A 25,569-nucleotide genomic window follows, 5' to 3' on the forward strand; every position below is an offset into this window, starting at 1 on the left:
TCATCGATTGCCTCGTGGTCGGGTGGGTCTGGCGGGCATCAGGGTACTTGCTCCGGCGCCGATTGGGTTTCCTGTTCGCGGTCGGGCGCCGCGAGGCCGGCGATCACCGAACTGTCGCGGCCTTTGTTCTTGGCCTGGTACAGCGCTTCGTCGGCCAGCGAAAACCATTCCTGCCAGCGCACTTCGTCGCCGACCATCGCGCCGCCCAGCGATACCGTGATTCTGCCGCCGGGTCCGCGCAGCGCGCTGCGCACCGCCTGGCGCAGGCGCTCGCCGGCGGCCCGCAGGTCTTCATGGCTGTCGACTTCCAGCAACACCACGAACTCTTCGCCGCCGAAGCGGAAGACCTTGTCGTGCCTGCGCATTTCGAACTTGAGAATGGCGGCCAGATCGGCGATGGCGGCATCGCCCGCCGCATGGCCATGGGTGTCGTTGACTTCCTTGAAGTGATCGATGTCCGCGATCAACAAACCGTGGTTGCGCTTGCCGATGCGCTGCAGGGCCACGGCTTCCTCGAGCGCCGATTCCATCATGCGTCGGTTCGGCAGACCGGTCAGCGCGTCCAACGAGGCCAGTTTTTCCAGCACCTGATGGTCGCTGCTGACGCGCAGGCCGAACAGGTAGGCGAACAGGGTGACCAGCGCCGCGGCCACGGAGGCGGACATGCGATCGATCGGCAGCGCGAACAGATGCGGCTGCAATAGCAGGACGAAGGTCAGCAGCAGATTGAAGGCCAGCGCCTGACGCGGCCCGGCGATGAAGAAGTTGGTCATCAGCACCAGATAGACCCAGGGCAACGATGCGGGCCCGATGACGTAGCAGGCGACGGCGCAGCCCAGGCTGTTGGTGGCGCACATGAACGCGCCCGGGCCGGCCGCATTACCGGTGCGCATGGCATAGAACACCGGCGCGCAGATCAGCACGACGATGCTGAAGTCGATGGACGCGGCGGCCCACTGGCCATGCAGTGCGCGGTAGGCGGCGAAGAGCGCGAGCGTGAAAGCGGTGGTCAGGCCCAACAGAACGATGATGCCGAGTTGGGAATTGCGCTGTAGCCGTTTGAGCAAGGCGTTCAATCCTCTGCATGCGGCGCAGGCGGGTGCCAGGACGCGTCCATTAGGGAGCGGAGCAATGCTAGTGGGCACGGGGTTGCCTGGCAGTGAACCCCTCCACACCCAGGCGAATGCAGCGCAACCCCCTGATTCCACCCGAGCTTATCGACAGCCGGGCTTGGCAACAAGCCGACCTATGGCGTACCCGGGCTGCGAAATCGGGGTCGCGCAAAGCGCCCAGCTTTCCGCCTGAGGCGGATCCGGATGTTGGTGCGATGCCGCAAAAAGATTTGGAGTTGGGTCCAAATCAGCGCAACACCCGTCACCCCGGTGGCGCATCCGGCGGAGGCTGCAGCTCCGTCTTCACTTCCTCCAACTCGGCGATGACGGTTTCCAGGGCGTCGTGAAATTCGCTCTGGCGCATCATCAAGTTTTCGATCTTGCCGGCCTGCTTTAGCTTGGACAGCTCGCCATCGAACATCAGCCACTGGGTGGTCAGCAATTCGACGTTGTTCTTGGAGTAGTGCCGCATCTCCTTGAGCTGCGACAGCGTATCGGCAACGTGATCGAGCGGGGTCTTGGGATTTTCCTCGGACATGGCGCGCTCCTGGCTGGGAAAGGCGAATACCTGGGATGCTACCCGTACAGGGTGAAGGCCGATGTCACGGTGAAATACGAGCGTTCATAAAGCCTGCCTCTGCGGCTACCATTCCTGCACCCCACCGGAGAGAGAACGCGTATGACCCAGGGCACCCAGCATTCGGCCGACGATCCACGCAACGCCGACATCCTGATTTCCATCAACGGCGCGATGAAGCACCGCAGCGAGGCGATGGTGTCGGTGTTCGACAGCGGCTTCGTGCTGGGAGACGGAGTGTGGGAAGGCTTCCGCGTGATGGGCGGGCATCCGCTGTTCCTGGAAGCGCACCTGGACCGCTTGTACGAAGGCGCCAAAGCGATCCTGCTGGACATCGGCCTGAGCCGCGAGCAACTGACCCGCGCGCTGTACGCCGCCCTGGACGCCAACGGCATGCACGGCGATGGCGTGCACGTACGGCTGATGGTCACCCGCGGGGTGAAGAGCACGCCCTACCAGGACCCGCGCGTCACCGTGGGCCCGGCCACCGTGGTCATCATTCCCGAATACAAGACCGCCTCCACCGACACCGCCTCGCGCGGCCTGTCGCTGTACACCGTGCACGTGCGCCGCGGCTATCCCGACGTGCAGGACCCCAAGCTCAACTCGCACAGCAAGCTCAACTGTATTACCGCCTGCATCCAGGCCTACGGCGCGGGCGCGGACGAGGCGCTGATGCTGGACCCGCACGGCTTCGTCGCCACCTGCAATTCCACCCACTTCTTCATCGTGCGCAAGGGCGAGGTGTGGACCTCGACCGGCCAGTACTGCCTGGGCGGCATCACCCGCGCCAACATCATCACGGTGTGCCGTCAGAACGGCATTCCGGTGTTCGAGAAATCGTTCAGCCTTACCGATGTCTACGGCGCCGACGAGGCCTTCGTCACCGGCACCTTCGGCGGCGTGGTGCCGGTGCATACGGTGGACCACCGCAGCATCGGCAACGAGCCGCGCGGCGAGGATGCGCGCGGGCCGATGGTGCAGCGCCTGCAGTCCTTGTACCGCGCGTTCGCGGCGGCGGACGTGGCTGCGCGCGCGCGTCCGGTATGAGTGGGTCCGCGGAGGTGGTCCGCGTGGCCATGTGGTCGGGGCCGCGCAATATTTCCACGGCGATGATGCGGGCCTGGGAAAACCGGGGCGATTGCGCGGTCAGCGACGAGCCGCTGTATGCGCATTATCTGGACCGTACCGGGTTGGATCATCCGGCGCGCGAGGAAGTGATCGCCGATGGCGACACCGACTGGCGGCGGGTGGTGGATGCGTTGTTGGGTCCTGCGCCCGGCGGAGCGGCGGTGTGGTACCAGAAGCACATGACCCACCATCTGTTGCCGCATATGGACCACGAATGGATCGTGGGGTTGCGCAACGTGCTGTTGATCCGCGATCCGCGCGAAGTGGTGGCGTCGTATGTGAAGTCGCGCGCGACGGTCGCCGCCGACGATATCGGTTTGCCGCAGCAGGTGGCGCTGTACGACGAGCTGTGCGCGGCCGGTTCGCCGCCGCCGATCCTGGATGCGGGAGATTTCCTGCGCGCGCCGGAGCCGCATCTGCATGCGTTGTGCGATTGGCTGGGCATCCCTTTCACCGAGCGCATGCTGCGTTGGCCGCCGGGCCGGCGCGATAGCGACGGTATCTGGGCGCCACACTGGTATGCGCAGGTGTGGGAGTCCACGGGCTTCGAAGCGCCAATGGAGAAGGAGATCAGTCTGTCCGGTGCGGCGGCGGAAGTCGCGGAGGAATGCCGGCCGCATTTCGAGCGCTTGCATGGATTGCGGATGCGGATGGGTTAGCGACGGAGCGCCGCCGGTTTGTCAGCTTCACTCGGCGATACCCGCAGCAGGTCTATCCTGCGGTTATGTCCGCCTCGCCACTGCCTACCGAGCATGAACTAATCGAACGCAACCGCCGCTTCTACGATGGGCTGTGGCGCGGCGCGCAGTTGACCGAACCCCAGCGTTTCAACACCTGGCCGCTGGTCGCGCGGCTGATTGCCGGCGCCACGCAGCGGCTCGAAGTGGCGCCCGGCCTGCGACCGCGATTCCCGCTTAAGGGCACCCACTTCGTGGACATCAGTGCGCCCGCGCTGCAGCGCCTGCAAGCCGGCGGCGCCAATGCCTTGCAGGGCCACGTGACCGCGCTGCCGTTCCCGGATGCCACCTTCGATGCCGTTTGCGCGCTGGACATCATCGAACACGTGGTGGACGACGAAGGCGCGCTCGCCGAACTTTCCCGCGTGGCCAAATCCGGTGCGGCGGTGCTGTTGTCGGCGCCGTTGCATCCGGCCAGTTGGACCGCGTTCGACGACTTCGTCGGCCATTACCGTCGTTACGAACCGGAACACCTGCTGGCGAAGCTCCGCGCGCACGGTCTCACTCTGGAACACAGCGCGATCTACGGGATGCAACCGAAGTCTTCGAGGCTGCTGGATGTGGGCATGTGGTTCCTCACCCATCGGCGCCGGCAGGCGATGTGGTGGTACAACCGCACGCTGCCATTATTCGTGCGCTTCCAGAAACCGCTGGCGTTGGTGCCGGGCATGGTCGGCACCGCGCAGGTGGATGAGGTGTTGCTGATCTGCCGCAGGGATTGATCGTCGGCGATTTTTCAACAGCGAAGAGGTCATCGCCTGCGGCGGTTCCGCTCTGCCCCGCCTCCCTTAAGCTAAGCGACCCCAGGGGGAAAAAGGCGCCATTTCGCTTGTTTCCAGGTGATGCCGTGCCGTGTTCAGCTGTCTTGCACACGCGGTGGCTACACTCGGGCGGTCCTTGAAAACCGGATATTCCCCCATGTCGTCCGCCAACTTGTTCTTCCGATCCATCACGCTCGCTCTCGTCCTGACGGCATCGCTGGCCGCTTGCGGCTCGCACCGGACTAAGGAGGAGCCGCCGCCCTTGGGCGAGACCTTCGGTGCCGAAGACACCTATTCGCGTACTTACGCGGTGGCGCCGGCCACTGCCTGCGAAGCTACGCGGCGCGCGCTACTGGGACAGGGCTATGTGATCGGCAAGATGGCTCCAGAGGCGGTGGAGGCGATCAAGAATTTCCAACCCCAGGCTGAGGTGCACACGCAGCTCAAGGTGCTCACGACCTGCGTGTCGCGGGCCGACGGTGGTTCGATCGTCTTCATTAACGCCGTGCAGGACCTTTACGCCCTCAAGTCGCAGTCCAATTCCGCCAGCGTCGGCGTGAGCATGATCGGCTCGGTGTCGCTGCCGATCCCCATCGGCGCCAGCAATGCCAACCTGGTGCGGGTGGGCAGCAATACCGTGCAGAACCAGGACTTCTACCGCCGCCTATTCGACCGCGTGGCGTTTTACCTGCCCGGCACCCCGGCCAACGCACCGCCCCCGCCGGAGCCGGAGGGCCCGCCCGATCCGGTTACGCAGAAACAGTAAAGGCGGCACAGATAAAGAAGTTCTTACCGGTTCGAGCATTTCGCCGAACCGACGGGCAAGATCGGCAGACAACGTTCTGAGTCTGCCTATGTGGCGATAAAAGCCTTTAGTGTCAGTAACTTGGCCGAGGGCGAGAAATTTGCTTGACTTTAATTTAGATGTTTAGCTAAATAGCGACAATGAACACCGTCTTCAAAGCTCTGGCCGACCCTACCCGCCGCAAGGTGCTGGAGCTGCTCCGCCAGCGTCCGATGACCGCCGGGGAGCTATCGGAACATTTCCCGGTCTCGCGGCCGACCATGTCCGCGCATTTTGCGGTACTGCGCGAGGCAGACCTGATCGAGTCCAACAAGATCGGCACCACCATCCTCTATCAGTTGAAGTTGTCGGTGCTGGAGGACGCGCTGCTGAGCTTCACCCAGTTGTTCGGCATCGGCGCCGGAGAGAGAGCGCCAGCGGACTCCGCTGGCGAGGCCAAGCCCAAACAAGCCCGTGCAGGAGTCGACGAATGAACGAGAACCCCGTTGCCCAAGCAAAGAAACAGATCTTCTTTTCCCTCAAGCTGGCGGCCGTAATGATCGGAACCGGCCTGCTGCTTTCCCTGGCCCGCAAGCAGGGATTGATCGACGGAGAACTGGTCGAGCGTGCCATGGGCGTCGCCATCGGTCTGGCCCTTGCGGCCTACGGCAATGCCATGCCGAAGATGTTGTACGGACCACCGCCCCGCTCCATCCACCACGCGACCTTGGCGCAAGCGTCGGTGCGCGTCGGCGGTTGGACCATGACGCTGGCATTCCTTGTGTGGGCCGCGCTATGGGCATTCGCGCCTAGGGATCTCATCGTCACAGGCTCGCTGGCTGTGGTCGGCGCCAGCGCCACGATCATCCTCGGCTACACGGTGTGGAAGTACGTCGCCAGCCGCGCGTCGCGGAGCGACTGAACCGGGCATCCAAAGTGTCCGCAGGATTTTACCGCTCGAGCGGGCTGTTCAGCCCTAATCGGAATCAGTGGGCAGCTACGCCTGAATTCGAAAGGACCTTGTGGTTCGACTGAATCGCCTTCGTTTCCCTTTCGCGCATGGGGCCGCCAATTGCCGCTCGGATCTGGCCATCCGAGTGGCAGGTAGTTTCGAGAACACCAGCGATACGGACACGCCATGCACTGGCGTGGACACGCAGGTCAATCCGATTCTTGGCCTTGTGCGGACTGCTTATCGAAGACAAGAACGCCGCCGCCCGCGATGATCGCCAGGCTCTGTACGCGGTGCATCGCTTCGCGATTGAATGCGATCTGCAATGTCCCGGCCGGAATGTAGGAATCGGGGGCCACGAATCGGTTGCTGCTCACCGGCTTGAGCGGCCTGCGCTTGCCCTTCGCCTGCAGCTCCAGTCCATCGGAAGTACGGAGCACGGCGAGATCCTGGATATCAAAACCGGTGTCCAGGATCCCCATCAGCTCGGAACTCTGGCCCGCTCGCCGCTGGTATGCGCCGACGAATTCGTCGAGCAGACCCACGGCGGTGACGGGACTTATTTTCACCGACCAGTCGCCAGCCCACTCCAGCGCGTCGGACACGGCATTGCGTATCTCATCGCCCAGGACATCGCCATTGGCGCCATTGGCGACGATCACCAGACCATCGCCGCTGTCGAGGTTGCCCTCGAGATAGGCTTTGTAACTGTCGTTCGCCCCAGCATGGTGGAAGATGCGCGCGCTGCCTTCGCCGGCCAGACGTGGTCCGAGGCCGAATGTGCCTGGGGAAACCGCGGTCATCATGTCTATCGCCAACGCTTGCGGAAGAAAGCCGCCGGACTTGCGATAGCTGGCGCAGAGCGCTTCGACCAGCCGGGCCAGATCATGGGCCGAAGTCCAGAGCCCGGAGGGAGCGAGTTCGGGAAAGCTCTGCCATCCACGAGGAAGCGCCACGGGCGTGCCGGAACCGTCATGAGCGTGGGCGATATCGGCAGTGGTAACCGAAGGGGCCGCATCGAACCGGCTACGGTTCATGCCCAGCGGGGCGAACAGATACCGGCGCGCCAACGCGTCGAAAGTCTGCCCCATCGCATCTTCGATGACGGCCTGCGCCACCAGGTAGCCGCCACCCGAGTAACGGGACCGGCTTCCCGCCCGGTCGATCCGTTGCAACGGTTTGTTCATGGCGGGTGGCGTGCCGTTCAACGTTTGCACAAGCGACGGCAACGGCGCGGACGGTTCCACATCCTTGAACCCGTGGACATTGAAGCCGGCCGTATGCGATAGCAGCATCCGCAGGCTGATGTCGCCCACATCGCCTTCCGGTCCTTGCGGAAGACGCCAGCGACGCAGCCAGCGATCGACGCCTTGATCGAGATCGAGCTTGCCCAGCGCGACGAGTTTCAGGCAAAGCGCCGCGGTCGCGACCTTGCTCACCGAACCGACTGAAAACAGAGTGTCGGGTCCTACGGGAAAATCATGTCCGGCCAGCCTTGAACCATAGCCTTTCAGGCTCATCGCCCGTCCATCGCGCAGAACCGCCACGGCCACGCCTGGCACGCCGTGGTGGGCCATGCGCTGGGTGAGTTCCCAATGTTCGTTCCCCGAGTGGACCGTGGGCCGCAGTAGCGATTCGAAGGAGACGTGCGAGATCTGGGCTTGCGCCCGTCCGGCGGACGGCAAGGCAAGCAAGGGAAGCGAAAGGCTGCCAAGCAGCAGTTGACGGCGATTGATTACAGGCACGTGTTGCCCTCCATTGACTGGTTGGCAGCGCCCGCCGGAGGGGTATCGCAGAACGTTGGCCCGGTGCCCTAGCCAGCGTTGAAGCAAAAAAACGTCGGGACCAATCCTACAGGAAGGCAATCTTCCTCATCAAACCTGCTTGGGAAATAGGGTTTGGAAACAGGGGTCGGAAACAGGGGGCGGAGTACGTTTCTAAAAAATACTCCGACCCCTACTTTTCATTCGCCGGTGGGAATGGCGGCCGGGTCCATCCAGAACGCTCCCCAGACGTGGCCGTCGGGGTCGGCCACATCGCGGCCGTACATGAAACCGAGGTCCTGTATCGGATTGATGTCGCCGGTTCCCCCGTTGGCCGCGGCGGCGGCGTTGAAGGCATCGACGGCGTCGCGGTCGTCGAAAGAAAGCGCGTTGGAAACTTCGCTGGAAGTGTTGGGCGGAATGGGGCGGGTGGTGAAGCTCTTCCACTTTTCGTGGGTCAACAGCATGACGTGGATCGTATCGCTCCAGACCATGCAGGCGGCGGTGGCGTCGGTGAAGTGCGGGTTGTTGTGGAAACCCAGGGCCTCGTAGAACTTCATGGAGGCGGCAAGGTCGGCGACGGGAAGGTTGACGAAGATCATGCGTGGCATTGGTGCGGTCCTGGTGGGTGGGTATATACCGGCGACGAGCGAGAGTGGTGGAAATCGACAAGCGCGTGGCACGCCACGCATAGCCTTCATGGCTGACGTCGATGGGGTCTTACGCCTGATTCCTTGCGGCCGGCTCTGGCCGGCTTATTCCGCCGCTTCGGGCGCGCCCATGTTGCCCTTGCTGTACATGCCCGAGCGGTCGAAGCAGCAGGCCCGGCGGTTGCCGCAGGCCAGCTTGTCGCAGGCCACGTCGATGCGCTTCACGCGCGTCTCGGCCTTCTTGCCGGAGGTGATCCAGTGGATCCAGTCGCGCCGCGCGACGGGGGTAATCTCGGCCCAGGTCGCCTTCGCGGCGGCGTTGGCCGCCAGCGCCTGCTTCAGGTCGGCGGGCACTTTGGGTTCCGGCTCTTCTGCCACCGGCGCGATTTCGAGCGCGATGGTATCGCCCGCCGCGACGCCGGCGGCTTCGCGCACCGCCTTCTCTAGCTTGAACCAGTGGCTGCCCTGCCCGTCGGGCTCCAGCGTGGCCTGGAAGGGCTGGCCCTCCAGGATGCCGTCGACGGTGACCATACTTCGTGTCGGCAGCTTCTTGCTTGCGGCCGCAGGCAGGACCACGAAGGTCCACGCCGCGCCCTTCGGCGTCAGAGGACGCGACAGCTTCGCTTTGAACTTGATCGGAGCGGTGAGCTTGGCCATGGCGGAAAGGTAACACCGGTGACGACCAGGATTCCAGGGAACGGCGATTCCGTCGCGCTTACTCGGGAGCTGCGCTGGCTATAGCTCGGATACGACCTCGCCTGGGGCATCGCCCCAGGTGGAATGGAACGTGTCGTAGCGTTCCGCTTCTACAGCGGCAAAAACGTATATACCGCGTCGTACGGATATCTGCCGTTGGTGCGTTCGGAATGGACGTGCAGTCCATCGTCCTTCAAGGCGCCTTCCATCTTGAACGCGCCGAACGCGGCCTTGAGTCGCGCGCTGAACGCATTCGCGCCGGGTTTGTAACTTCCTTTAACGACGAAGCTATCGCCGGCGATAAAGGTGTCCATCACCGCACGCGCCGGGAAGCGTCCGCCGATGCTTTGCCAGAGGATCTTGCCATCGGCGGTGAAGCACAGGTAGCTCCAGCTTTTCTCCGTACTCGATTCGTAGACGCCGTCGAAGCGCACGCCGGATTTGCATTGAATGGGGGCGCCGGGCTCAGGGGCGGCCATCGCCGGAACGCCGGCTTCGCCGCCATCGGCGAGATACAGCACATGGCCTTCCGGATCGAAGACATGCACGCCGTGATGCTTGGCGATCGCGCGTAGCTGCTGCAGCCGCTCGGCGTCGAATTCGCTGAGTTCGAATGTCATCGCTAGCATCGATCCCGCGGGTCGGTTGTGGCTAAAGTCCTCATGCCAGACGACGCCCTTTGACCCATCCTCCGGCCAAGTCTGCAACAGGCGCACGAAGAAGGTCGCGATGCGCGCGGTCGGCGCGTCCTTGCTGTCTTGCCATTTTTCGACGAAATCCGCGGCCGCATCCGCGTTCTTCACTTGCGGCGCATCAATCGCGTACAGAATTGCTTCGCTCATCGCTACTCCTGCCAGTTAAAAATCTAACGCCGGTGTCGGTGAGGCCTAACGCCTGAGTTAAGCCGCTCGGCCGGTACCCGCATCAAGTCTGTCGCCGCCCAACCCCTGAGCCGGAACACTACAATAGAACCTGGCTACTCCGGCAGATTCGAACGAATCAGGTCCACGGTTTCAGTGAGCTGCTTGGCGGAAACTTGAACTCGTTCTCGACGCTGCGCATCCCCGCTTGGATCGTGCGAGGTGCCTCTTTCGCGTCCGGCGCCATCGAAGGTCGCGAGTTGGGGCGGGCCTATACCCCAATCACTGCCCTTCTGTCGGGGCACGACATGGAAATGGAAGTGCGGTGTTTCCTGTCCGCTATAGACCCCGTTGTTCTGGAACGTAAGTATTCCGAGGGGCCGATAGGTTTTGACCAGCGCCTCTGCGACTCTCTTGGCCGAGACTATTATGGCCCCGCACTCTTGGTCAGAAAGATCGAGCAGCGTCGCGACGTGCCGACGCGTGATCACGCAGCACTGGCCAACTTCGAATTGCCACGGATTGATCACGGTCAAGGTGTGTTCGCTTTCGTCTATGATCTTCCATCTTTCTTCGCGACCCGCTACACAAAGGTCGCACGGATCTCTTATGGGGAGTTCGATCATTGGTCCTCTCCGATTAAGCGGGTTGCGCCAAGCGGCCTAGCGCCTGACACAGCCGACCCGCGAAGCGGGTTCGGCTTAAATGAATTGTTAGCCTTCTGGCACGTCATCAAATGCGGATGTAGAGCTCCAGTAGGCGCCAAGAACGGACAGCGGCTTATCTGTCTTGACGTGGATTGACTGAATTTTGGTGCCAACAGGGATCTTGGGCTTGCAACCACATGAAACACATGCAGAAAGCTCCTCGCTCGACGATACTACGCCAAAGATGTTCCAGGCTTGACCGACGCTATCGAGTTCGTATTTCTTGCCACTCATGTCGGTAAGCGTTGCGCTGATGCGCGTGCCTTGGAGTAGGGCTTTGAAGTCATGGTCCATCTTGGCTTGCGGGGCCATTGGATACTTGGCCTTTAGCACGAGGCAAGTGTCAGCCATGTCTCCAAGCACCTCCATCGGCTCCTTGCCTGTAAATGTGCGGCCGTTCGAATCAATCTCGAACGGCTTGTCGGCAAGAACAATAGCTTGCTCTTTCACGCCAGCGAGATGGTGGATCGCTCGATCCCAACGGCTGTCACAGCCAGGCAGCAGCAAAAGGCAAATAGCAAGCAGCCGCATACTTCCCCCTGAGGGCTAACGCCCGATTAAGCCGACCCGCGAAGCCGCTTCGGCTTGAATGAATTGTTAGGCGCCGTCGTCATTGCTGTCCCGACTGCCCTTAGCGTCTGGTCCGGATTCGCCATTCTTTCCGGACTGCCTACTGGATAGCGCAAGCGCGATCGCAACGCCAATGCAAATACCAAAGCCAATGCCCAAAGCCAGATTGCCCAGGGCACCACCAAATGCTGCACCGATTGCGACACCCAGAGCAATGCCAATACCTGAATAGCTGGCCTTCTCTTCGTTGCCACTACCGTGAATGCTAGTGCCTAGATAGCTGGTTTTCTTTTTGTTGCGGTTGCCGTACATGCGATCTACCTCCCAGGGGCCTAACGCCCGACACAGCCGAGCCGCGAAGCGGCTTCGGCTCGAATGAATTGTTAGGCCCTGTCCGGTGGCCGGGACCAAGCGGAACTGAAGTTTGGGGACAAGACTTTTTGAACTGCCTCGGCAAAAGTAAGGCCAGCGCCTGGGTCTGAGGTAGCGCCGTCAGTCTCCGGTTCCATCTCCGCGAGAAGACCGCCGAGATGGACAGTTTTATCGCTACCCGCCAACTCAAACTCCACAGCGATGAACTCGCGCATGGCCAAATAGGCTTGGCGTGCAGTGAGTAATGGCAGCGAGTCGAGGTCAGTTGTCATAGGAGCCTAACGCCTGAATTAGGCCGACCCACGAAGCGGGTTCGGCTTGAATGAATTGTTAGACCCCATTGCCAGCTACCCGCAAGAACTCGACTTTGACATCCGCATCTATGTTGGACCATTTTGTACTAGACGCAAGCTGCAGCTCACAGCCTTGCTCACGTGCAGCGTCCAGGACTTGCTGGAACCAGCGAGCGTATGACCATTCTCGAGGCGCGGGTGCGTACAGCGCACGGCGAGCTGGGTCCCACTGGACTTCCATGGCCTCGCGATAGATGTAGGGAAACTCCCAGCCGGTCGGGACGACATAAAGCTTGCCGGTTGCGTCAATCTCCAACTCAGCAATTGTGTCTCGCTCCATGGGGCCCAACTACGATTAGACCCCAAAGGGGGTGTAGCGCGGATTGTGGGTGTGGCCTGGGAGGCCCGTCAATCGGACTTTATCTAAGGGATTACGGCGATTTCGCGGGTCGGGGTGCGTGCGACATTGCGGGTGTTTGCCGGCACGGAGGTCGTCTAATCCTTACTGCGGAAGGTCTTGCGGTCATAAGCAATCCGATCCGCCTCGCCAAGGCCCAGACTGTTCGACGGTAGCCCGGGTAAGCGAAGACCCCAAAAGCAATAGTCGTAATCGTGCATGCCAGGAGGTGTCGCATGTTCCCGCCCCAATCGCCCCTGCGCTATGGGCTCCGAACGGATACGCACTACTAACGGCTGGTAGCGGACAATCCGCCATTGATCGCAGGCCTTACGGGCTTGCGCCGCTCGCCATCGGGAGGCCTTGCATGAGTGTGACCGCAGAGATCGGACAGGCGCTGGCCAGGGAATTCGCTTTGCCGGACGCAGGCACCACCACGGTCATGGTGGTGCGGCTGCTCACGGCTACGGTATTGGGCGGCATGTTGGGGCTTGAGCGGGAGAGCAAGGGACGCGCGGCCGGGCTGAAGACGCACATGCTGGTGTCGATAGGGTCGGCGTTGTTCGTGATGGCGCCGTTGTTGTCGGGAATAGCTCCGGGCGACGTGACGCGGGTGATGCAGGGCATCGTGTCGGGCATCGGTTTTCTGGGGGCCGGTGCGATCATCAAGTTGGAACGGGATGAGCGTATCGAGGGGCTCACCACGGCGGCCGGCATTTGGATGGTCTCCGCGGTGGGCATGGCCGCCGGCATGGGCATGGAGGTCATGGCCCTGGCCACCACGTTGATTGGGCTGGCGGTGGTCAACACTATTCCTAGGATCATGCGGAACGCGGAGCGGTAGGTAGCGGAATGAATGATTAGGAGGCACTACCACCATGACCGCAAATTCCGTGCACTAGAAATTAGCATAATCAGCCCAACCAGCCCGAAAGCAGTTATGCAGAATCCCGCAACCCATCCGGTATAAGTAACCCCTCTCATCTCGAATGAGGGAAATCCCGTAGACAGCCATGCAAGTGCACGAGACCCCCAATAAAGCACGAATAGAACTCCGCCCAAAAACATCACCCATTGTGTCGCACGATCAATCTTTGACATGTGCAGCCTAACGCCTGAATTAAGCCGACCCGCGAAGCGGGTTCGGCTTGAATGAATTGCTAGGTCTCTGCCTTCCGCCTTGGGCGTATGGCAAAGACCACCGAAACAATCCCGAGGACGAACGGAATGCCTGCCGCTACCGTTTGACCGAAGTTCTCGCAGGTAGCCTTGACCAAGTCCCCTATGAGCTTCCCTCCGGAGGGACATGAGTCTGTGCGGGAGAAAATATCATATGCCCACCAGAGGCAAGCTATTCCAGTCATTCCGACGATAGGACGTGAGTCCCAGAACCTTCTCCACAAGCTTGTGTCTGGTTCCTGGTGCGCGGAATGGTCTACAGGAGCTGCGATCGCCGACGGAGGTGGAACTGCTATGAGCGCGGTCCTCTGCTCGTATGTTGAGCGGAGGCTTTCGTAGTTCTTGGGATATTGCTGCCGATTAATGCCGGCAAGCGCCTCCTCGAGCTCCAGGAGTGTGAACTTGGAGTAGTCGATGTCTCCGTCGCTCATGTAGGGGCCTAACGCCTGAATGAAGCCGACCCGCGAAGCGGGGTCGGCTTGAATGAACTGTTAGGCCGTATCATTGCCGCCCGAGGCGAGTTGCGCAATGACTGCGGCTGCGAAGAAGAATCCGAGTACTGGCAAGACCAAGTTATTCGCCGCAGGGGGTAGAACGTTGAGAGCATTTCCGACCAGGAATATGCCTATCGTTAGCCAAACCCCGGAGCCAAAGCCGGCTGCAGCGCGGCTGGCCCGTGGACCAGACCCCCACCATCGCGGACGAAGGAGCGGATTATCTAGCAGCTTGGGGCGCCAAATCGCGGCGCCTAGAGTAACGAGCGCGTAGCCCATGAGGCCGATCCCGAAGAGTGCTTGAATCTCAGGAGGTGCTTTCATGCGGCCTAACGCCTGACACAGCCGAGCCGTGAAGCGGGTTCGGCTTGAATGAATTGTTAGGTGTGCTCACGCATACCTCGGATCGCCAGATTTAACGTAAACCTGGGCCACATGCTCCCACCTGAACTCAATAACGTCTCCAGGCTCAAGGGAGCTTATGAATCCTGGCATGTTGGTTAGATGGCCTCGCAACAATCCGTCTCCGGGCAGATCGCATACGTCCACCCACATCCGTTCGGCACGCGGGTTTTCCGGGTCGGACATCACCTCAGGATCAGTAATAAGGAAGTGCAACCTAAGCAAGTCGCCAACTCTCACTAAGGAAGCTTCACTGGGCGATGGCACTTCGAATGTTGTCGGATGTGCCTCGGCAACGGCAGCACAATTCTCTAACTCCCAACCCTGACCGGCGAAACCACTCTTGATAGGGAAGCCATCGAACATCTCCATAAACACACCTACCTCCTGACACAGCCGACCCGCGAAGCGGGTTCGGCTTGAATGAATTGTTAGCGCCCGCCGACCTTGATGCCTACGAGACGCAGTAGCGGGCCTGTAAGTAGGGCGCCAACCACCGCGCACGGGGTGCCCCATAACAAGATCGCCACGTAGATCATAGACGCTCCGCCGCCGGTATATGGCTTGACGCAGTCCGTGTAGTAGGCCAACCCAAGCCAAGGCGACAGTAAGAGGCAAGCGCCGACCGCGCGAAGCGGATTAGCGGTTACCAACGAGATCAAGGCAGGAAGAAGAGGAACGGCAAGAAAGATGCCTACAGCGGCCAAGAACGACGTCAGCGAGTGCCCATAACAGGAAAAGCTATTGAATGCCTGCTGAGCAAGGATGGCTGCAATGGCTGCAATTCCAATAGCGACAGCCAATTTTCGGGAGATGAGCATAGGGCGCTAACACCTGAGTTAAGCCGAGCCGCGAAGCGGCTTCGGCTTGAATGAATTGTTAAGCGGCACTTGCGGGTGATCTAGGGCGTCACTTCATTGACGATTACATCCCAGTGCTCCTCTAACAAACTAAAGCGAGTTTTCTCTTCTGAATCGAAGATTTTGCTGTCCCTATAAAGGCGTTCTTTAGCGGCAGTCCATTGTTTATCCCACTCAGGGTCAGATACCGCCGCAGCAGCATCGCGAAAGACAATCGTCACTCGAAGATCCCAACGTGGCCCTCCGGCCATGTGCGTGTAGGGTTCTTGAACACGGATACTTCGGATGAATCCGAGTTTCTTCATCTCCTCAAGAAGTGGTGCATGGTTCTTGTCATAGAGCCGCAAGAATTCCTCGGCGTCACCCCATTTGATGCGGTAGTAGTACTCGACCGTGACAGGAACAGAGGCAGTGGCGGCTGACGCCACTTGGGCCTGTGCATAGCTTCCGAAAGCCAAAATTACGATGCAGTAGATCTTTGGCCAAAGTTTCATCTCGAACTCCTAGTGGAAACAGTGCCGAACTCTCGTGTGCCGCTTAACGCCTGAATGAAGCCGAGCCGCGAAGCGGGTTCTGCTTGAATGAACTGCTAGGGCTCACGCGGCACGCTGCCTTTTGAAACGCATGACGAGCCAAGTGAGCGCCACTAATACTGTAGGACAGACCCAGCCGAAGCGCGCAGCAATTGCGATGGATTCATGGGCTGCGGAAGCCCAGGCCAAGTTGAGCGTCCAGCCGGCGGCAATGGAAATGGCCGCAGCAACCCAACCGTTCAAGCGAGTGCGCGACTTGAGCAGCCAGAACAGTACAACTGGCAGCACAAGAGCGGTGATCAACAGGGCAGTTGCCATAAATCTCCCCGCCTGAATTAAGCCGGCCTGCCCCAGCCAACTGTCTGATCAATGCCGTAACGATGCGGGCTCGGCTTGAATGAATTGTTAGGCATGTTCTCCCGAATCTGTGGAAGCAAACGCCTCTGGAGTAGAAATGAGTTTGATGCGAAAGGCGTGAGCCAACGTCTCGTCAGTCGGTACTGCTGCCCAGTACATTTGGTTAAGACGCTCCTCCTTCTCTTCCGAGTCCTCAGAGTCGTCCGGGATCTGCCCAAAGACATGGGACGCCTCCACGAGACCGAAGTAGTTAAAGCCAGCAATTGCTGCAGCGATCTCAGACTCACTCAAACACTCCATAGCGTGGACCACTCCACCATTCATGGCGAGACCGTGGGCCAACAGAAGCGACGCGAGCGCTTGGTCGCCGGCAGCAGGCGATAGACCGCCAGACTCAAGACAAGCACGGTTCCATATCTGGTTTTGCCGGGATAGTTTCAGCACATGCCTAACTAAGATTAGACCCCAAAGTGAGGTGTAGCGCGGATTGTGGGTACGGCATGGGAGATCCGTCAATCGCGCATAAGGTGGGTCTGCCTGGATGAAACAAGGCCCCGACATGCGGGGCCTTGTTTGCTACGGACCAATGAGGGCGCTCAGCTCTCTTGCACGGGGGCGCTGGCGGGCTTGGTTGCGGCGCGGTCGAAGCGCGCCGACAGCATCTTGCGCAGGCTGTCCAGGCCTTCGCCTTTGCCGGCGATCTTGAGGAAGGCATAGCCTTCCAGTGCGTTGGTCATCAGGTCGCTGCCCAGGGCCATGGCGGTGTCGTCGCTGCGCTCTTGCAGGCGGGCCAGCCGTACGAGGTGAGTCAGTAGGCGAATCAGATTATTCCTACCTCGCAAAGCGGTATCGGCCGATGTCGGCCGCTGGACTTTACCTACAACCTATCTCCGCCCCGGCAGCACGCCCTAGCACCGGCAACGGATGCCGCTCAGCTAAGGACCATAGGGTGCCGCCTTGAGCAAGTGGTGAAGCTGGGCCGGGGCACCTTCTATCTCCTTCTCTTTGCCCTCCTCTCCTCGATCTCCCGCCGGATCCGGGCCTCGTGGCGCAGCGCCCAGGTCATGGCGCCGGCCTTGCCCGATTCGTAGCTGGTGCAGTCCCGGCGCCGTCGCTTCTCGTAATCCAGGTGCTGGTCCAGGGTCGCGAACCAGGTCTTGTCGTTTACCCGCTGGTGCAGCCGCGCCACCTCCGTCGTGCCCAGGCACAGCGTGTCAGGCGGCTGGCTTGACCACTGGATTGTGCAGCGCCAATTGAAGGTGTCCTCTTCCATGGGCGCGAGGATAGCGGGGCCCAATCTCAGGATCTGAACCTGCCGGTGCCCTACGCCCGGACGAACTCAGAAGCGAAAGGGTTCGCAGCCAGGTTCCAGAGGCGCTAGCGCAAGCCTTTTATCTTCGCGCGCAAAGCTCCGAATGCGAGACTTGGCACATTTAGCTTTGCGCGCAAAGAAAATTTCCTTGCGCGCAAAGTGTTGAGGGGCGTGCTTGCAGCTCCGTGCTTTGCGGAAGCCGCCATTACGTTCGGTGGGTGGAGCTTCCGAACGTAATGGCGATGCCATTTTCTTTGCGCGCGAAGTTCTTCGGCTTGCGCGCAAAGCTCAGAGGCTTGCAAACAAGGCTTTTTTGCTTGCGCGCGCAGTGTGGGTACTCCAAGCGTGGCCTTCGGAACCTTGCGCGCAAAGCAAATTTCCTTGCGCGCAAGGCGCCAAGCCTTGCGACTTGGGGTGGCTAGGCCACCGACATTCACCCGAGCCTGTCCTAGGATTCCCCGCCGGCTGAGTGAGCCGGTCTCACTGACAAGGAATGAAGGAACGCAAATGAGTCAGAACCTGATTGAACTGAACCTGGCACCAGAAACGATGGCGGCGGTGAATACGGCGCTGGACACCCTGGAAGCCAACTTGACCGGGCTGATTGCCCTGGACCCTCTGCAGCGGCGCTCTCTGGCCAAGATGGGCGACAAGTCGGAGGCGTTCTGCCGCCACGCGGTGGTGGCTTTCTCGCAGAACCCGGGTGTGTTGCCCCGGAACTTCGACCTGGATGGTTTCCTCAACGATTTAGCCACGCTGGACACGCTGCGGCCGATGCTGGTGCGGGTGAACCGTTTGTACGAGCGTTTGAACGATACGGAGATGGCGGTCGGCAGCGACCTGATGAGCAACGCGCTGGAGGGCTATGCGGTGCTCAAGGTTGCCGGCAAGGGGGAAGGTCTGGACGGCATGCGCAAGGCGCTCTCCGCACGGTTCAACCGCCGTCGTGCGGGAGAGGCGCCGGAAGCAGCTCCTGCTGGTTGACCAATAGCCTGATAGTGGAAAAGGAAAGGCCCCGCGTTGCGGGGCTTTTCTTTACTAGATTGCAAGAAAGAACCGCTCTCCCGTCATGCGCAAATCGAAAAATGGGCTGAGAACAGATGCGATTGAACTGCACATGCTCTGGATCCTTCTTCTCTCCAATCCACGCTTCCTAGCCGTCTTGTCCATCCGCTCCAGCTGCCCGCATCGCTATCCGGCTTATGAATCGATCCACAAATGCTTTTGCCATCCCCGAATAGGGCTTATGTGGCTCGTGAAGTCTTCTTAGTTGGTCCGCTCTCAGGAGTGCGCTATCCAGTAGAGCGGTACCTTGTTCTTCCCCGGCATGACGCTCCAAATCCTTCTCAATCTGAGATGCTTGAAACCGGAGTTCATTGAGAACTTCTGTTCTGCTCTGGACTAGGTTTAGTCGATTGAGAGCGAAGATACTGATCGTAGTAACCGCACGTTGCATACTAGGTTCGCCGGCAGTTACTAAAGGGCACACAATGCTGAAATACGATCCAATCGACCAGTCCAAGTAATCATCTGGCCTATCATTCGTTGGATCCAGGAGGAGCGGCAGCTCAGCGGAAAGATCAGCCGCTTCGTCGAATGCCCTTTCACCCAGAATCGGAAAGTGATTAGCTTTCCCATAGGATTCAGTGGGACGCAAAGCGCGCAAAGCAAGTAATTCATCCTCTGAATTTTTCTCAGTAAGAAGAACTTGATATCTTTTGCGATTACATGGATCGCAAGACGGCAAGAGATTCTCCCATGCATGTGCCAACCACCAATACCCGCTATGAGTTTCTTCCTCCGTCACGCCACACTTTGGGCGATAGTGTTCGACATCCAAGTTACTCCCTAAGTCGGACTCGCAATAGGCGCATTTATTACAAAACAATATGCGCAATCGATAGCAAACGTCGTGATCTTTGTATTGCTTGAAACTGTAGCCTTTCCAGTCTTGATCACCTATCGACATATTCGCGTAATAGACTCGCGCAGCCTCCTTTTCGGCCGCCACCGATACGCTTGGCACCGCGAGCGATGGTGGAGTATCGATTTCACGCCGATCTACATACCGCATAGTTAGCTGCCCATCCGCTGAAGCGCTTTAACTACGGCTTCAACTGCCTCCAAACGCAGCGTCGCTCGTGGTCTGCCATCACGATCTTCGCGGCCTCTCAAGTAGCGAGCAAGGGCCTCTTGAATTATCTGCTCGCTTTGACTGTTTCCCACCGTAATTCGCTCGACGAGATCAATCGTATCCTGTGCAAGCTCTATGTCTATCCTGCCATCCCCCCGATCTATAGCAACATCACCCGCAATCTTCGCTAGCGAAATTTCGGTCCTTGGATCGGTTGTACTGGAAAGACCGAAATAGTCTGAAAGCAAAAGCTGTTCGGACGTCATTCCGCTTACGCTTGGCAAATCCTTAATCTGTTCAATCTGGTCGGATTCGTTGCGTCGAAGAACAGCCACTTCTCCGTCGTCCATACCCCTTAAGCACAACGGATCATGGGTGGTGGCTATGAACTGTACACGTGGCAATACCCTGCGGAGAGATGTCATCACCTGCATCTTCCAGCGCGGATGCAGGTGCGTTTCTATCTCATCAATTAATACAACCGCCTCGGCCTTCTCAAGATCATCCCAGTGGCCCAGCAACTCGCGAATGATGTCCACGGTCATTACGAACACCGAACGATAACCCTCGCTAAGCGTATCGATAGGTGACACTCGACCGTTAGTTCGAACCGCAAGATGGTCAGGTCGTACCAATAGCTCGTCGTTCTCCTCCAGCGAGAGCACTATTTTTAAGGCGGCCGATATACTATCGAATCGCCGGCCCGTCTGCGCTCTAAGCCAGTCATTGGGATACGGTATTGTCGCCAGCGGGTTAAAAAGCGACTGTACTTTGGACGAAGCAGTTGCCTTCTTGCTACGACGCTTTGGGTCAAAAAAACGTCTAGGTCCATAACCTAGAACGATGCATGCTGGCTCTGTCATTCCGTCAATGGTTTCGTTTCCAGGATCATATCGGAAGTGACAAATACGATCTGAAAAATGGAAACGAACAGAAACGTCGACGACATCGTCGTCCAACTTATCGAATCGGTCGATACTACTGCTTCGTACGATGTCTGGAAAATAGCTCTTAAGTTTGGAGGCTTCTTTGGCGCCGATTAGAGCAAGGGCGATTGCTGAGAGAGCACTTGATTTTCCTGTCGAGTTTTCACCCAAGATCATCAGCGATGGCGCACCGGCTCTAGAACTACGATTCGCTGAGAGACTAAGCGTTAGCCCTTCGATAGCCTTATAGTTCGAAATGCTAACTACCGATAGCGCACCTGGAAGCGATTCCGGCTTCTTGCCCGCGGAGACAGCAGCTCGCTCTTGAACAGAAAAGTTTTGAAATGCGCTCTCTTCTACTACTTCATTTCCGTCCGCCTCACGAATTTCGTTGAGCAGATCATGAAGTCGACCAATTTGCTGATCGGTAGCGCGCGCGCGTGCGTCATGGAAGTGATCAATGAGAGCACGCCCGCTCCCTGTAATAGGATTGCCATTGGGAGACCATGCCTGAGCTATGCGACGAAATAAGGTGTTTAGCGAACCGCTAAAAGCGGCTTGCGGCGCAAGTGTGTTAAGGATGCCCCCATAACTGAAAGCCAGGACATCCGCGATTAGTTGTGACGCTTGAGACTTCCGCTCTGCAACGAGCGCTCTTCTATTCAGCAAGAAGAGATCGATTGTTGCTCCACCCAATGGACTTAAGGGTTTGAGTCGGCCGTCGGCGAGAAGGCTGAGGTACTTCGAAGGATCTTCTGACGTTGGGTCGATAATCAGAGATGATTCTTCGCGAACCACATCATGGAAAGTTGCCAAGTAAGATGCTCTTTCTCCCCGCACTGGAAAGCGGTCAGCTTTGTAGTTAAAGCACGCATCGCAAGCGAAGAAGATGTTCTTCCACTCAAATGCCAGCCATAAATAGTAACCTCGTTCTCCATAACCCTGCGCAGAATCGTGAGTACTTTCGTCGGAGATTCGCAGCGGCCTAAGGTGCACAATCTGACCTTCCCCGCTTACAGCCGACTCACAAAAAGCACATTTATCTTGGAATGCCTTGGCTACTTCCCTTCTGAAACCGCTATCAAAGAATAGATCTCGATCAACATTGTCGCGTCTTTGTCGACGACTGACGAGAGGAAGACGCAAGTACTCTAGTAGACGAACCTTCTCGCTGACTACGCGTTGCGTGCTGAGGAAGTACGGAGCATTAGGTTGGCGAAAGATTTTTCTCAATGTCGTGTACTTCCGTATGTGATGATCTTCATTCACTTTTGGCAATTGGTCGAGCAGACTAAATAGGTTGTTCCTTCAAGACTCATAGAACTTCCTTTCCAACCATCACCAATGCTTCGCGAGCATGTCCGTCACCGCTCCTGCGAGAAGCACGGCACTTACCGTCAGAACGGGGGTGTTTACATAACTTCTGGCCCGTTGGCTACCTATTTGTTCTTTCTAAGCACCAGGTCTATCAGATTTGTCATTTGCGCGAGAACGTTCGCGGCCTCTGGAGACTTCTCATCCATGATTGGCAGATTGTCAGCAAAGATGCTCTTCGCAACTTCCGCCTTTATTTCGTCTGCCTTGGCGGGAGCAAGTAGCGCCAGATAGGGACCTATCGTGGTGAGAATATGTTGCCGCCTACGGTTGACCACTTCGTTCGTTCTGTGTTTTGCCGACTCCTTAGCGAGGTATAGAGCTGGGGCAAAAAGAATAAGTGAGAAAGGCAGGCGATAGAGCGCCGCCTTCCAATCCATCTCATACTGAGAAGCAGCTTTCGCGGCATGTACAAGTTCGGGCAAGAATAGAACTAACGCTGCAGCCCCCATGAGTAGAATGGCGCTGATCCTAAAGACGTTGGCGCTTTTTTTCTCCTCTGTTGCGTAAGTTGCATAAGCTCCAGCTTGGCCCGTGTCAACCACCGACCCTAGAACTTTTCCCGCCTGGCTCAAGTAGTCTCCCATCGTATCTAGGCCGATCGAAAACTTCTTAGCAGCCTCGGTGAACTGGAGATCGAGCTTATCTTGGTAGGATGTAGTCCAAAGGTCATACCTATCGGACCTCGCCTTCTCACTATTCTGGAAGTCGGTATTGAACGTCGCTAGTAGCAGCGGGAGTTGCGTCTCCATCGACTCGACTCGGCTTTCTAACTTTCCGATGGATTCTCCGGCCGTGATTACCCTTCCATCCAGTGTGTCGTAGTCCGTCGATGCGTCCTCCACCAAAGTATCAGTAGCCTCTTTGTACTTTTCTGCATGTGAGTGCATTGCATCCGCGTACGCAGTGGCGGCCTTTGTTAGAGATGCTTTTGCCGTTCCAAAAGCCATAAATGGTGTTTGGCTAGCCTGGACAACAATGGTGTCCATACTCGCGTTGGCGTTGTGAAGATGGCCGACATTTGAGTTGGAAAAATACGCGGATACTTCATTTATCACTGCCTGAGCTGGCGAGTGCATATTGGTCAATGCATTCGCGTTTACTATTTCCGGGTCCATTCCATCCAATAGTCCTGAAACAAACACGAACACTTTCCGAAGGCGCGCGAACTCTTCGGCGTCCTCCAGCTCAACTGCAGATGCACCCTCAAGCAGCGCCGCCAATGACGCCCAATCCGTATGAAAAGCATGATTCTTAAATTGATCGCTCCAGCGCGACATGACCCCACTCCCGTTGCCATTCCCCGACAGCAGCTTACACTTTGCCACGGGTGAGCGAGCAGTTCGTCGTACGGGTTGAGCCGAATGCGATATCCATCACCGCAATAGCCAAGCAAAGATGGGTACCACCACGATCAAACTGTCCTACAGGCTGGATGCAAGCATGCCGAAGCCAAGAATAATATTCCTGGTTCTCAGAAGTTCTTCTTACAAATCATCGTTCTTCTTTCCCTGCTTTCGTTTTATTGCCTTCCGTCCCGGCGACAGCCGGCGTAAAGCCTGACATCCAGTCAGCATAATTCGTACTATCCGGTATAAGCCCTTTTTCTTTAGGCCTAGAGAAATCCGGCTTGCTTACCGCAGGAATTCCTTTCATACCGTGTTTTGTAAGCGCAGCATGCACGCGATTTCCGTGCTCCATCAAGTCTTCACACATGAGGCAACTAAAGAAAGCGAGATCATTGGCATAATCGTGAATGGCCCGCATCACATCTGGATACTCTTCGTTTGTATCTCCGTTGGGGAGCTTCTGTCCGAAATATCGCAGCGAGACAATCGCTCCGGACACGCTCCCGCTTTGAAACTCACGAATCAGCTGTTCTCTACGGTCTACTATTTTGAGCAATCCTTGGTTCGATTGCTCGATAATCGCGACGAGCGCAAGTGGCCGACCAAATGCAGAAATTCTCGTATACACCAGCTCTTGAAGGTTCAGCACAGGCAAATGAGGAGCTGGAAAACTCTTGAGATCTGCCGAGAACATGGGCAATGCCCCAGACATTTCGCTTTTTTTTGCCGCCTCAATAATCGCAAGGTCGTGCTCAAACTCGTCCAACATAGGTTTCGCGAATTGCTTGTTAAAAGCCAACACTGAATTGCATATTGTGAACGAAACCATGATTGCTGCATTTGTACTTCTTAATTCTTTAAGCAGTTCATCACGACGCTTTGCGCGCTCTGCAATGTGCTGTGCACCTAATGCACCCGCACCCGCACCAGCCAGGCTTCCGGCCAATGCCACTGTGAAATTGGAATTTAGCGCTTTGGCGAGGAAATCCACTGTTAACTGAAAGTAATCGGCAATCTGTGATTCCACGCCTCTTCCTCCGCCTCTCCTCAGTCTTGACCAATACGCCGCCTAACTAGCGAGCGAAATATAACGACCTCGTATGCTAATTTTTTTCCCGGGCTGACCGGCTACATGTCCGTTGGCTGTGAATCCATTCGCCGGCCCATCATTACCTTCAAGCTCCAAGACAAACTCCTTAATTGGTCCAAATACGGACGGTACGGAATTGTTCCACTGCGTGATCTTCAGCACAGACTTAAAGGCGCCCGCAATGGCCTCCTTTGTGCCGGTATAGATATAACCCTTGTCTCCGCCATTGACAGAGTTACCTTTGAATACTGCTATTCCCTCACCGAAGTCGTTGGAGTTGGATGAAAAGGTAACCTGATAGATTCCGTCGATCACTTTGCGTTTCTCCCATGAATTTCTTGCGGTTTAGCATGCGGAGTTCTCGTCGCACACAACGCGACGCTGAAACCTCATTTCACGAGGCACTCGTATTTCCGGTGCCACTGAGCCGCTGCCCCTACTTACCTTTATCCCCGAGAAATTTCACTCCCCGGGGCACGCATGTGAGCACTCGCCGCAACGGCATACAACGTAAATAGTTCACATGCAGCTGAAGCTCACAGCCCTTCCCTGCTTCGCAAAAGGGAGAATTTGTGAGTTGACGTTCGTTGAAGGCGCAGAGCAGACTTTCTCCACGGAGCCCTAGAAACTCCTCAAACAGCGGTATCCACCTCCGAAACACTGGTGGATTTTTTATGCCCGTAACATTGGGCATGACCGGCGCAAAGTTCTGCGTCGGGAGTGGGCGAATACAACACCCGCAAGGGAAATAAGCCCGCCGTCTGTTTGCGGTTTCTAGCCTCCCGACATCCCGCCTGCCCGTGCAAGCGGGCGTACCCACGGATCGGAGTACCGCCATGTCCAAACCCCGCCGCACCGCCGTGCCCACCCCCGGCTACCACCTGCCCGAAGAAGCCCACCAACAACTGCAGTCCCTCTGCCAACACCTGCACCTGCTGGCCGAACTCAGCCACCCCGAAATCCTCAACCCCGACCACCTGATCCTGCCCCGCGCCGGCCTGGCCCACTGCTTCAGCCAGTTGGCTGAGGCTGTGGACGAGATTGTGGCTGCTGCTGCCCCGCCCGCATAAACGGCACCAAGGAAGGTCTGAACAACTGCTACGTCCATCGATTCCCGCCTTCGCGGGAATGACGAGCGGTGGGGTGACCTACGGCACGCTTGCATATTGTATTTCGATGTGCCTAATATCGTTTAAC

Annotated in this window: 29 protein-coding genes; 9 read left to right on the plus strand and 20 right to left on the minus strand. The window is 58.1% G+C overall.

The window, feature by feature from the left end; all coding sequences use genetic code 11:
• Positions 1-38: 38 nt before the first annotated feature.
• Positions 39-857 (minus strand): GGDEF domain-containing protein, encoded by an 819-nt coding sequence (locus tag J2W94_RS13425; RefSeq protein ID WP_430540621.1) that lies wholly within the window; start codon positions 855-857, stop codon positions 39-41.
• Positions 858-1,374: 517 nt separating this feature from the next.
• Positions 1,375-1,650 carry a hypothetical protein gene (locus tag J2W94_RS13430; RefSeq protein ID WP_310094317.1) on the minus strand — a complete coding sequence of 92 codons (276 nt, stop codon included), beginning with the start codon at positions 1,648-1,650 and terminating at the stop codon, positions 1,375-1,377.
• 141 nt (positions 1,651-1,791) lie between these two features.
• Between J2W94_RS13430 and J2W94_RS13435 the strand changes: the two genes are divergently transcribed.
• From J2W94_RS13435 to J2W94_RS13460, 6 genes are all read left to right on the plus strand, one after another.
• Complete coding sequence (locus J2W94_RS13435; RefSeq protein ID WP_310094320.1) at positions 1,792-2,739, plus strand: aminotransferase class IV; 948 nt, start codon at positions 1,792-1,794, stop codon at positions 2,737-2,739.
• Positions 2,736-3,479 carry a hypothetical protein gene (locus J2W94_RS13440; protein ID WP_310094323.1) on the plus strand — a complete coding sequence of 248 codons (744 nt, stop codon included), beginning with the start codon at positions 2,736-2,738 and terminating at the stop codon, positions 3,477-3,479. Before J2W94_RS13435 ends, J2W94_RS13440 begins: the two co-directional genes overlap by 4 nt.
• A gap of 65 nt (positions 3,480-3,544) precedes the next feature.
• Positions 3,545-4,279, plus strand: coding sequence for a class I SAM-dependent methyltransferase (locus J2W94_RS13445; RefSeq protein WP_310094327.1), 735 nt, complete (start codon positions 3,545-3,547; stop codon positions 4,277-4,279).
• Between the two features lie 196 nt (positions 4,280-4,475).
• On the plus strand, positions 4,476-5,084 hold the full coding sequence (locus J2W94_RS13450; RefSeq protein ID WP_310094331.1) for a DUF2242 domain-containing protein: 609 nt from the start codon (positions 4,476-4,478) through the stop codon (positions 5,082-5,084).
• Between the two features lie 179 nt (positions 5,085-5,263).
• Positions 5,264-5,596, plus strand: a complete 333-nt coding sequence (locus tag J2W94_RS13455) for an autorepressor SdpR family transcription factor (protein ID WP_310094334.1) — start codon at positions 5,264-5,266, stop codon at positions 5,594-5,596.
• Complete coding sequence (locus tag J2W94_RS13460) at positions 5,593-6,024, plus strand: hypothetical protein (RefSeq protein WP_310094337.1); 432 nt, start codon at positions 5,593-5,595, stop codon at positions 6,022-6,024. The genes J2W94_RS13455 and J2W94_RS13460 overlap by 4 nt, the downstream gene beginning before the upstream one ends.
• A 239-nt stretch (positions 6,025-6,263) precedes the next feature.
• Here the strand turns inward: J2W94_RS13460 and J2W94_RS13465 are convergent, their stop codons facing one another.
• From J2W94_RS13465 to J2W94_RS18200, 8 genes are all read right to left on the minus strand, one after another.
• Positions 6,264-7,799: a serine hydrolase domain-containing protein gene (locus tag J2W94_RS13465; protein ID WP_310094340.1), complete on the minus strand. Its 1,536-nt coding sequence runs from the start codon at positions 7,797-7,799 to the stop codon at positions 6,264-6,266.
• A 218-nt stretch (positions 7,800-8,017) separates the two neighbouring features.
• Positions 8,018-8,428 (minus strand): VOC family protein, encoded by a 411-nt coding sequence (locus J2W94_RS13470; protein WP_310094343.1) that lies wholly within the window; start codon positions 8,426-8,428, stop codon positions 8,018-8,020.
• Between the two features lie 144 nt (positions 8,429-8,572).
• Positions 8,573-9,124, minus strand: coding sequence for a YdeI/OmpD-associated family protein (locus tag J2W94_RS13475; protein ID WP_310094345.1), 552 nt, complete (start codon positions 9,122-9,124; stop codon positions 8,573-8,575).
• 149 nt (positions 9,125-9,273) lie between these two features.
• A complete protein-coding gene (locus J2W94_RS13480; RefSeq protein ID WP_310094348.1) occupies positions 9,274-10,005 on the minus strand; it encodes a hypothetical protein in 732 nt (243 codons plus the stop codon).
• A 134-nt stretch (positions 10,006-10,139) separates the two neighbouring features.
• A complete protein-coding gene (locus J2W94_RS13485; RefSeq protein WP_310094351.1) occupies positions 10,140-10,649 on the minus strand; it encodes an HIT family protein in 510 nt (169 codons plus the stop codon).
• A gap of 87 nt (positions 10,650-10,736) precedes the next feature.
• Entirely contained in the window at positions 10,737-11,261 is a 525-nt protein-coding gene (locus J2W94_RS13490; RefSeq protein ID WP_310094354.1) for a hypothetical protein, read from the minus strand.
• 66 nt (positions 11,262-11,327) lie between these two features.
• A complete protein-coding gene (locus J2W94_RS13495; RefSeq protein ID WP_310094357.1) occupies positions 11,328-11,612 on the minus strand; it encodes a hypothetical protein in 285 nt (94 codons plus the stop codon).
• A 390-nt stretch (positions 11,613-12,002) separates the two neighbouring features.
• The gene (locus tag J2W94_RS18200) at positions 12,003-12,305 is read right to left on the minus strand and encodes a hypothetical protein (protein WP_430540609.1); all 303 of its coding nucleotides are present in this window, start codon (positions 12,303-12,305) and stop codon (positions 12,003-12,005) included.
• Between the two features lie 424 nt (positions 12,306-12,729).
• Here J2W94_RS18200 and J2W94_RS13500 point away from each other — a divergent pair, with 424 nt between their 5' ends.
• Positions 12,730-13,206: an MgtC/SapB family protein gene (locus J2W94_RS13500; protein WP_310094360.1), complete on the plus strand. Its 477-nt coding sequence runs from the start codon at positions 12,730-12,732 to the stop codon at positions 13,204-13,206.
• Positions 13,207-13,522: 316 nt separating this feature from the next.
• Here J2W94_RS13500 and J2W94_RS13505 read toward each other — a convergent pair whose 3' ends face one another.
• From J2W94_RS13505 to J2W94_RS13525, 5 genes are all read right to left on the minus strand, one after another.
• The gene (locus J2W94_RS13505) at positions 13,523-13,972 is read right to left on the minus strand and encodes a hypothetical protein (protein ID WP_310094363.1); all 450 of its coding nucleotides are present in this window, start codon (positions 13,970-13,972) and stop codon (positions 13,523-13,525) included.
• A gap of 1,366 nt (positions 13,973-15,338) precedes the next feature.
• A complete protein-coding gene (locus tag J2W94_RS13510) occupies positions 15,339-15,791 on the minus strand; it encodes a hypothetical protein (protein WP_310094366.1) in 453 nt (150 codons plus the stop codon).
• 102 nt (positions 15,792-15,893) lie between these two features.
• Entirely contained in the window at positions 15,894-16,148 is a 255-nt protein-coding gene (locus J2W94_RS13515) for a hypothetical protein (RefSeq protein ID WP_310094369.1), read from the minus strand.
• A 635-nt stretch (positions 16,149-16,783) separates the two neighbouring features.
• On the minus strand, positions 16,784-16,945 hold the full coding sequence (locus J2W94_RS13520) for a hypothetical protein (RefSeq protein WP_310094372.1): 162 nt from the start codon (positions 16,943-16,945) through the stop codon (positions 16,784-16,786).
• Positions 16,946-17,178: 233 nt separating this feature from the next.
• Entirely contained in the window at positions 17,179-17,460 is a 282-nt protein-coding gene (locus tag J2W94_RS13525; protein WP_310094375.1) for a hypothetical protein, read from the minus strand.
• Between the two features lie 546 nt (positions 17,461-18,006).
• Between J2W94_RS13525 and J2W94_RS13530 the strand changes: the two genes are divergently transcribed.
• A complete protein-coding gene (locus J2W94_RS13530; protein WP_310094377.1) occupies positions 18,007-18,483 on the plus strand; it encodes a hypothetical protein in 477 nt (158 codons plus the stop codon).
• Positions 18,484-18,652: 169 nt separating this feature from the next.
• On the opposite strand, the gene J2W94_RS13535 is transcribed toward J2W94_RS13530, so the two are convergent.
• The 5 genes from J2W94_RS13535 to J2W94_RS13555 all read right to left on the minus strand — a co-directional run bounded on the left by J2W94_RS13535 (position 18,653) and on the right by J2W94_RS13555 (position 24,687).
• Complete coding sequence (locus J2W94_RS13535) at positions 18,653-19,573, minus strand: HNH endonuclease (protein ID WP_310094380.1); 921 nt, start codon at positions 19,571-19,573, stop codon at positions 18,653-18,655.
• A gap of 2 nt (positions 19,574-19,575) precedes the next feature.
• A complete protein-coding gene (locus J2W94_RS13540; protein WP_310094382.1) occupies positions 19,576-21,828 on the minus strand; it encodes an AAA family ATPase in 2,253 nt (750 codons plus the stop codon).
• Positions 21,829-21,998: 170 nt separating this feature from the next.
• Positions 21,999-23,213, minus strand: coding sequence for a hypothetical protein (locus tag J2W94_RS13545; RefSeq protein ID WP_310094385.1), 1,215 nt, complete (start codon positions 23,211-23,213; stop codon positions 21,999-22,001).
• A gap of 214 nt (positions 23,214-23,427) precedes the next feature.
• Positions 23,428-24,309, minus strand: a complete 882-nt coding sequence (locus J2W94_RS13550; RefSeq protein WP_310094387.1) for a hypothetical protein — start codon at positions 24,307-24,309, stop codon at positions 23,428-23,430.
• Between the two features lie 42 nt (positions 24,310-24,351).
• Positions 24,352-24,687 carry a GrlR family regulatory protein gene (locus J2W94_RS13555; RefSeq protein WP_310094389.1) on the minus strand — a complete coding sequence of 112 codons (336 nt, stop codon included), beginning with the start codon at positions 24,685-24,687 and terminating at the stop codon, positions 24,352-24,354.
• Between the two features lie 521 nt (positions 24,688-25,208).
• Here J2W94_RS13555 and J2W94_RS13560 point away from each other — a divergent pair.
• Positions 25,209-25,442 carry an XAC0095 family protein gene (locus tag J2W94_RS13560; RefSeq protein ID WP_310094392.1) on the plus strand — a complete coding sequence of 78 codons (234 nt, stop codon included), beginning with the start codon at positions 25,209-25,211 and terminating at the stop codon, positions 25,440-25,442.
• The last annotated feature ends 127 nt before the right edge of the window (positions 25,443-25,569 follow it).

The organism is Pseudoxanthomonas sacheonensis, assembly GCF_031455975.1.
In the GTDB taxonomy this organism is placed as follows: Bacteria; Pseudomonadota; Gammaproteobacteria; order Xanthomonadales; family Xanthomonadaceae; genus Pseudoxanthomonas_A; species Pseudoxanthomonas_A sacheonensis_A.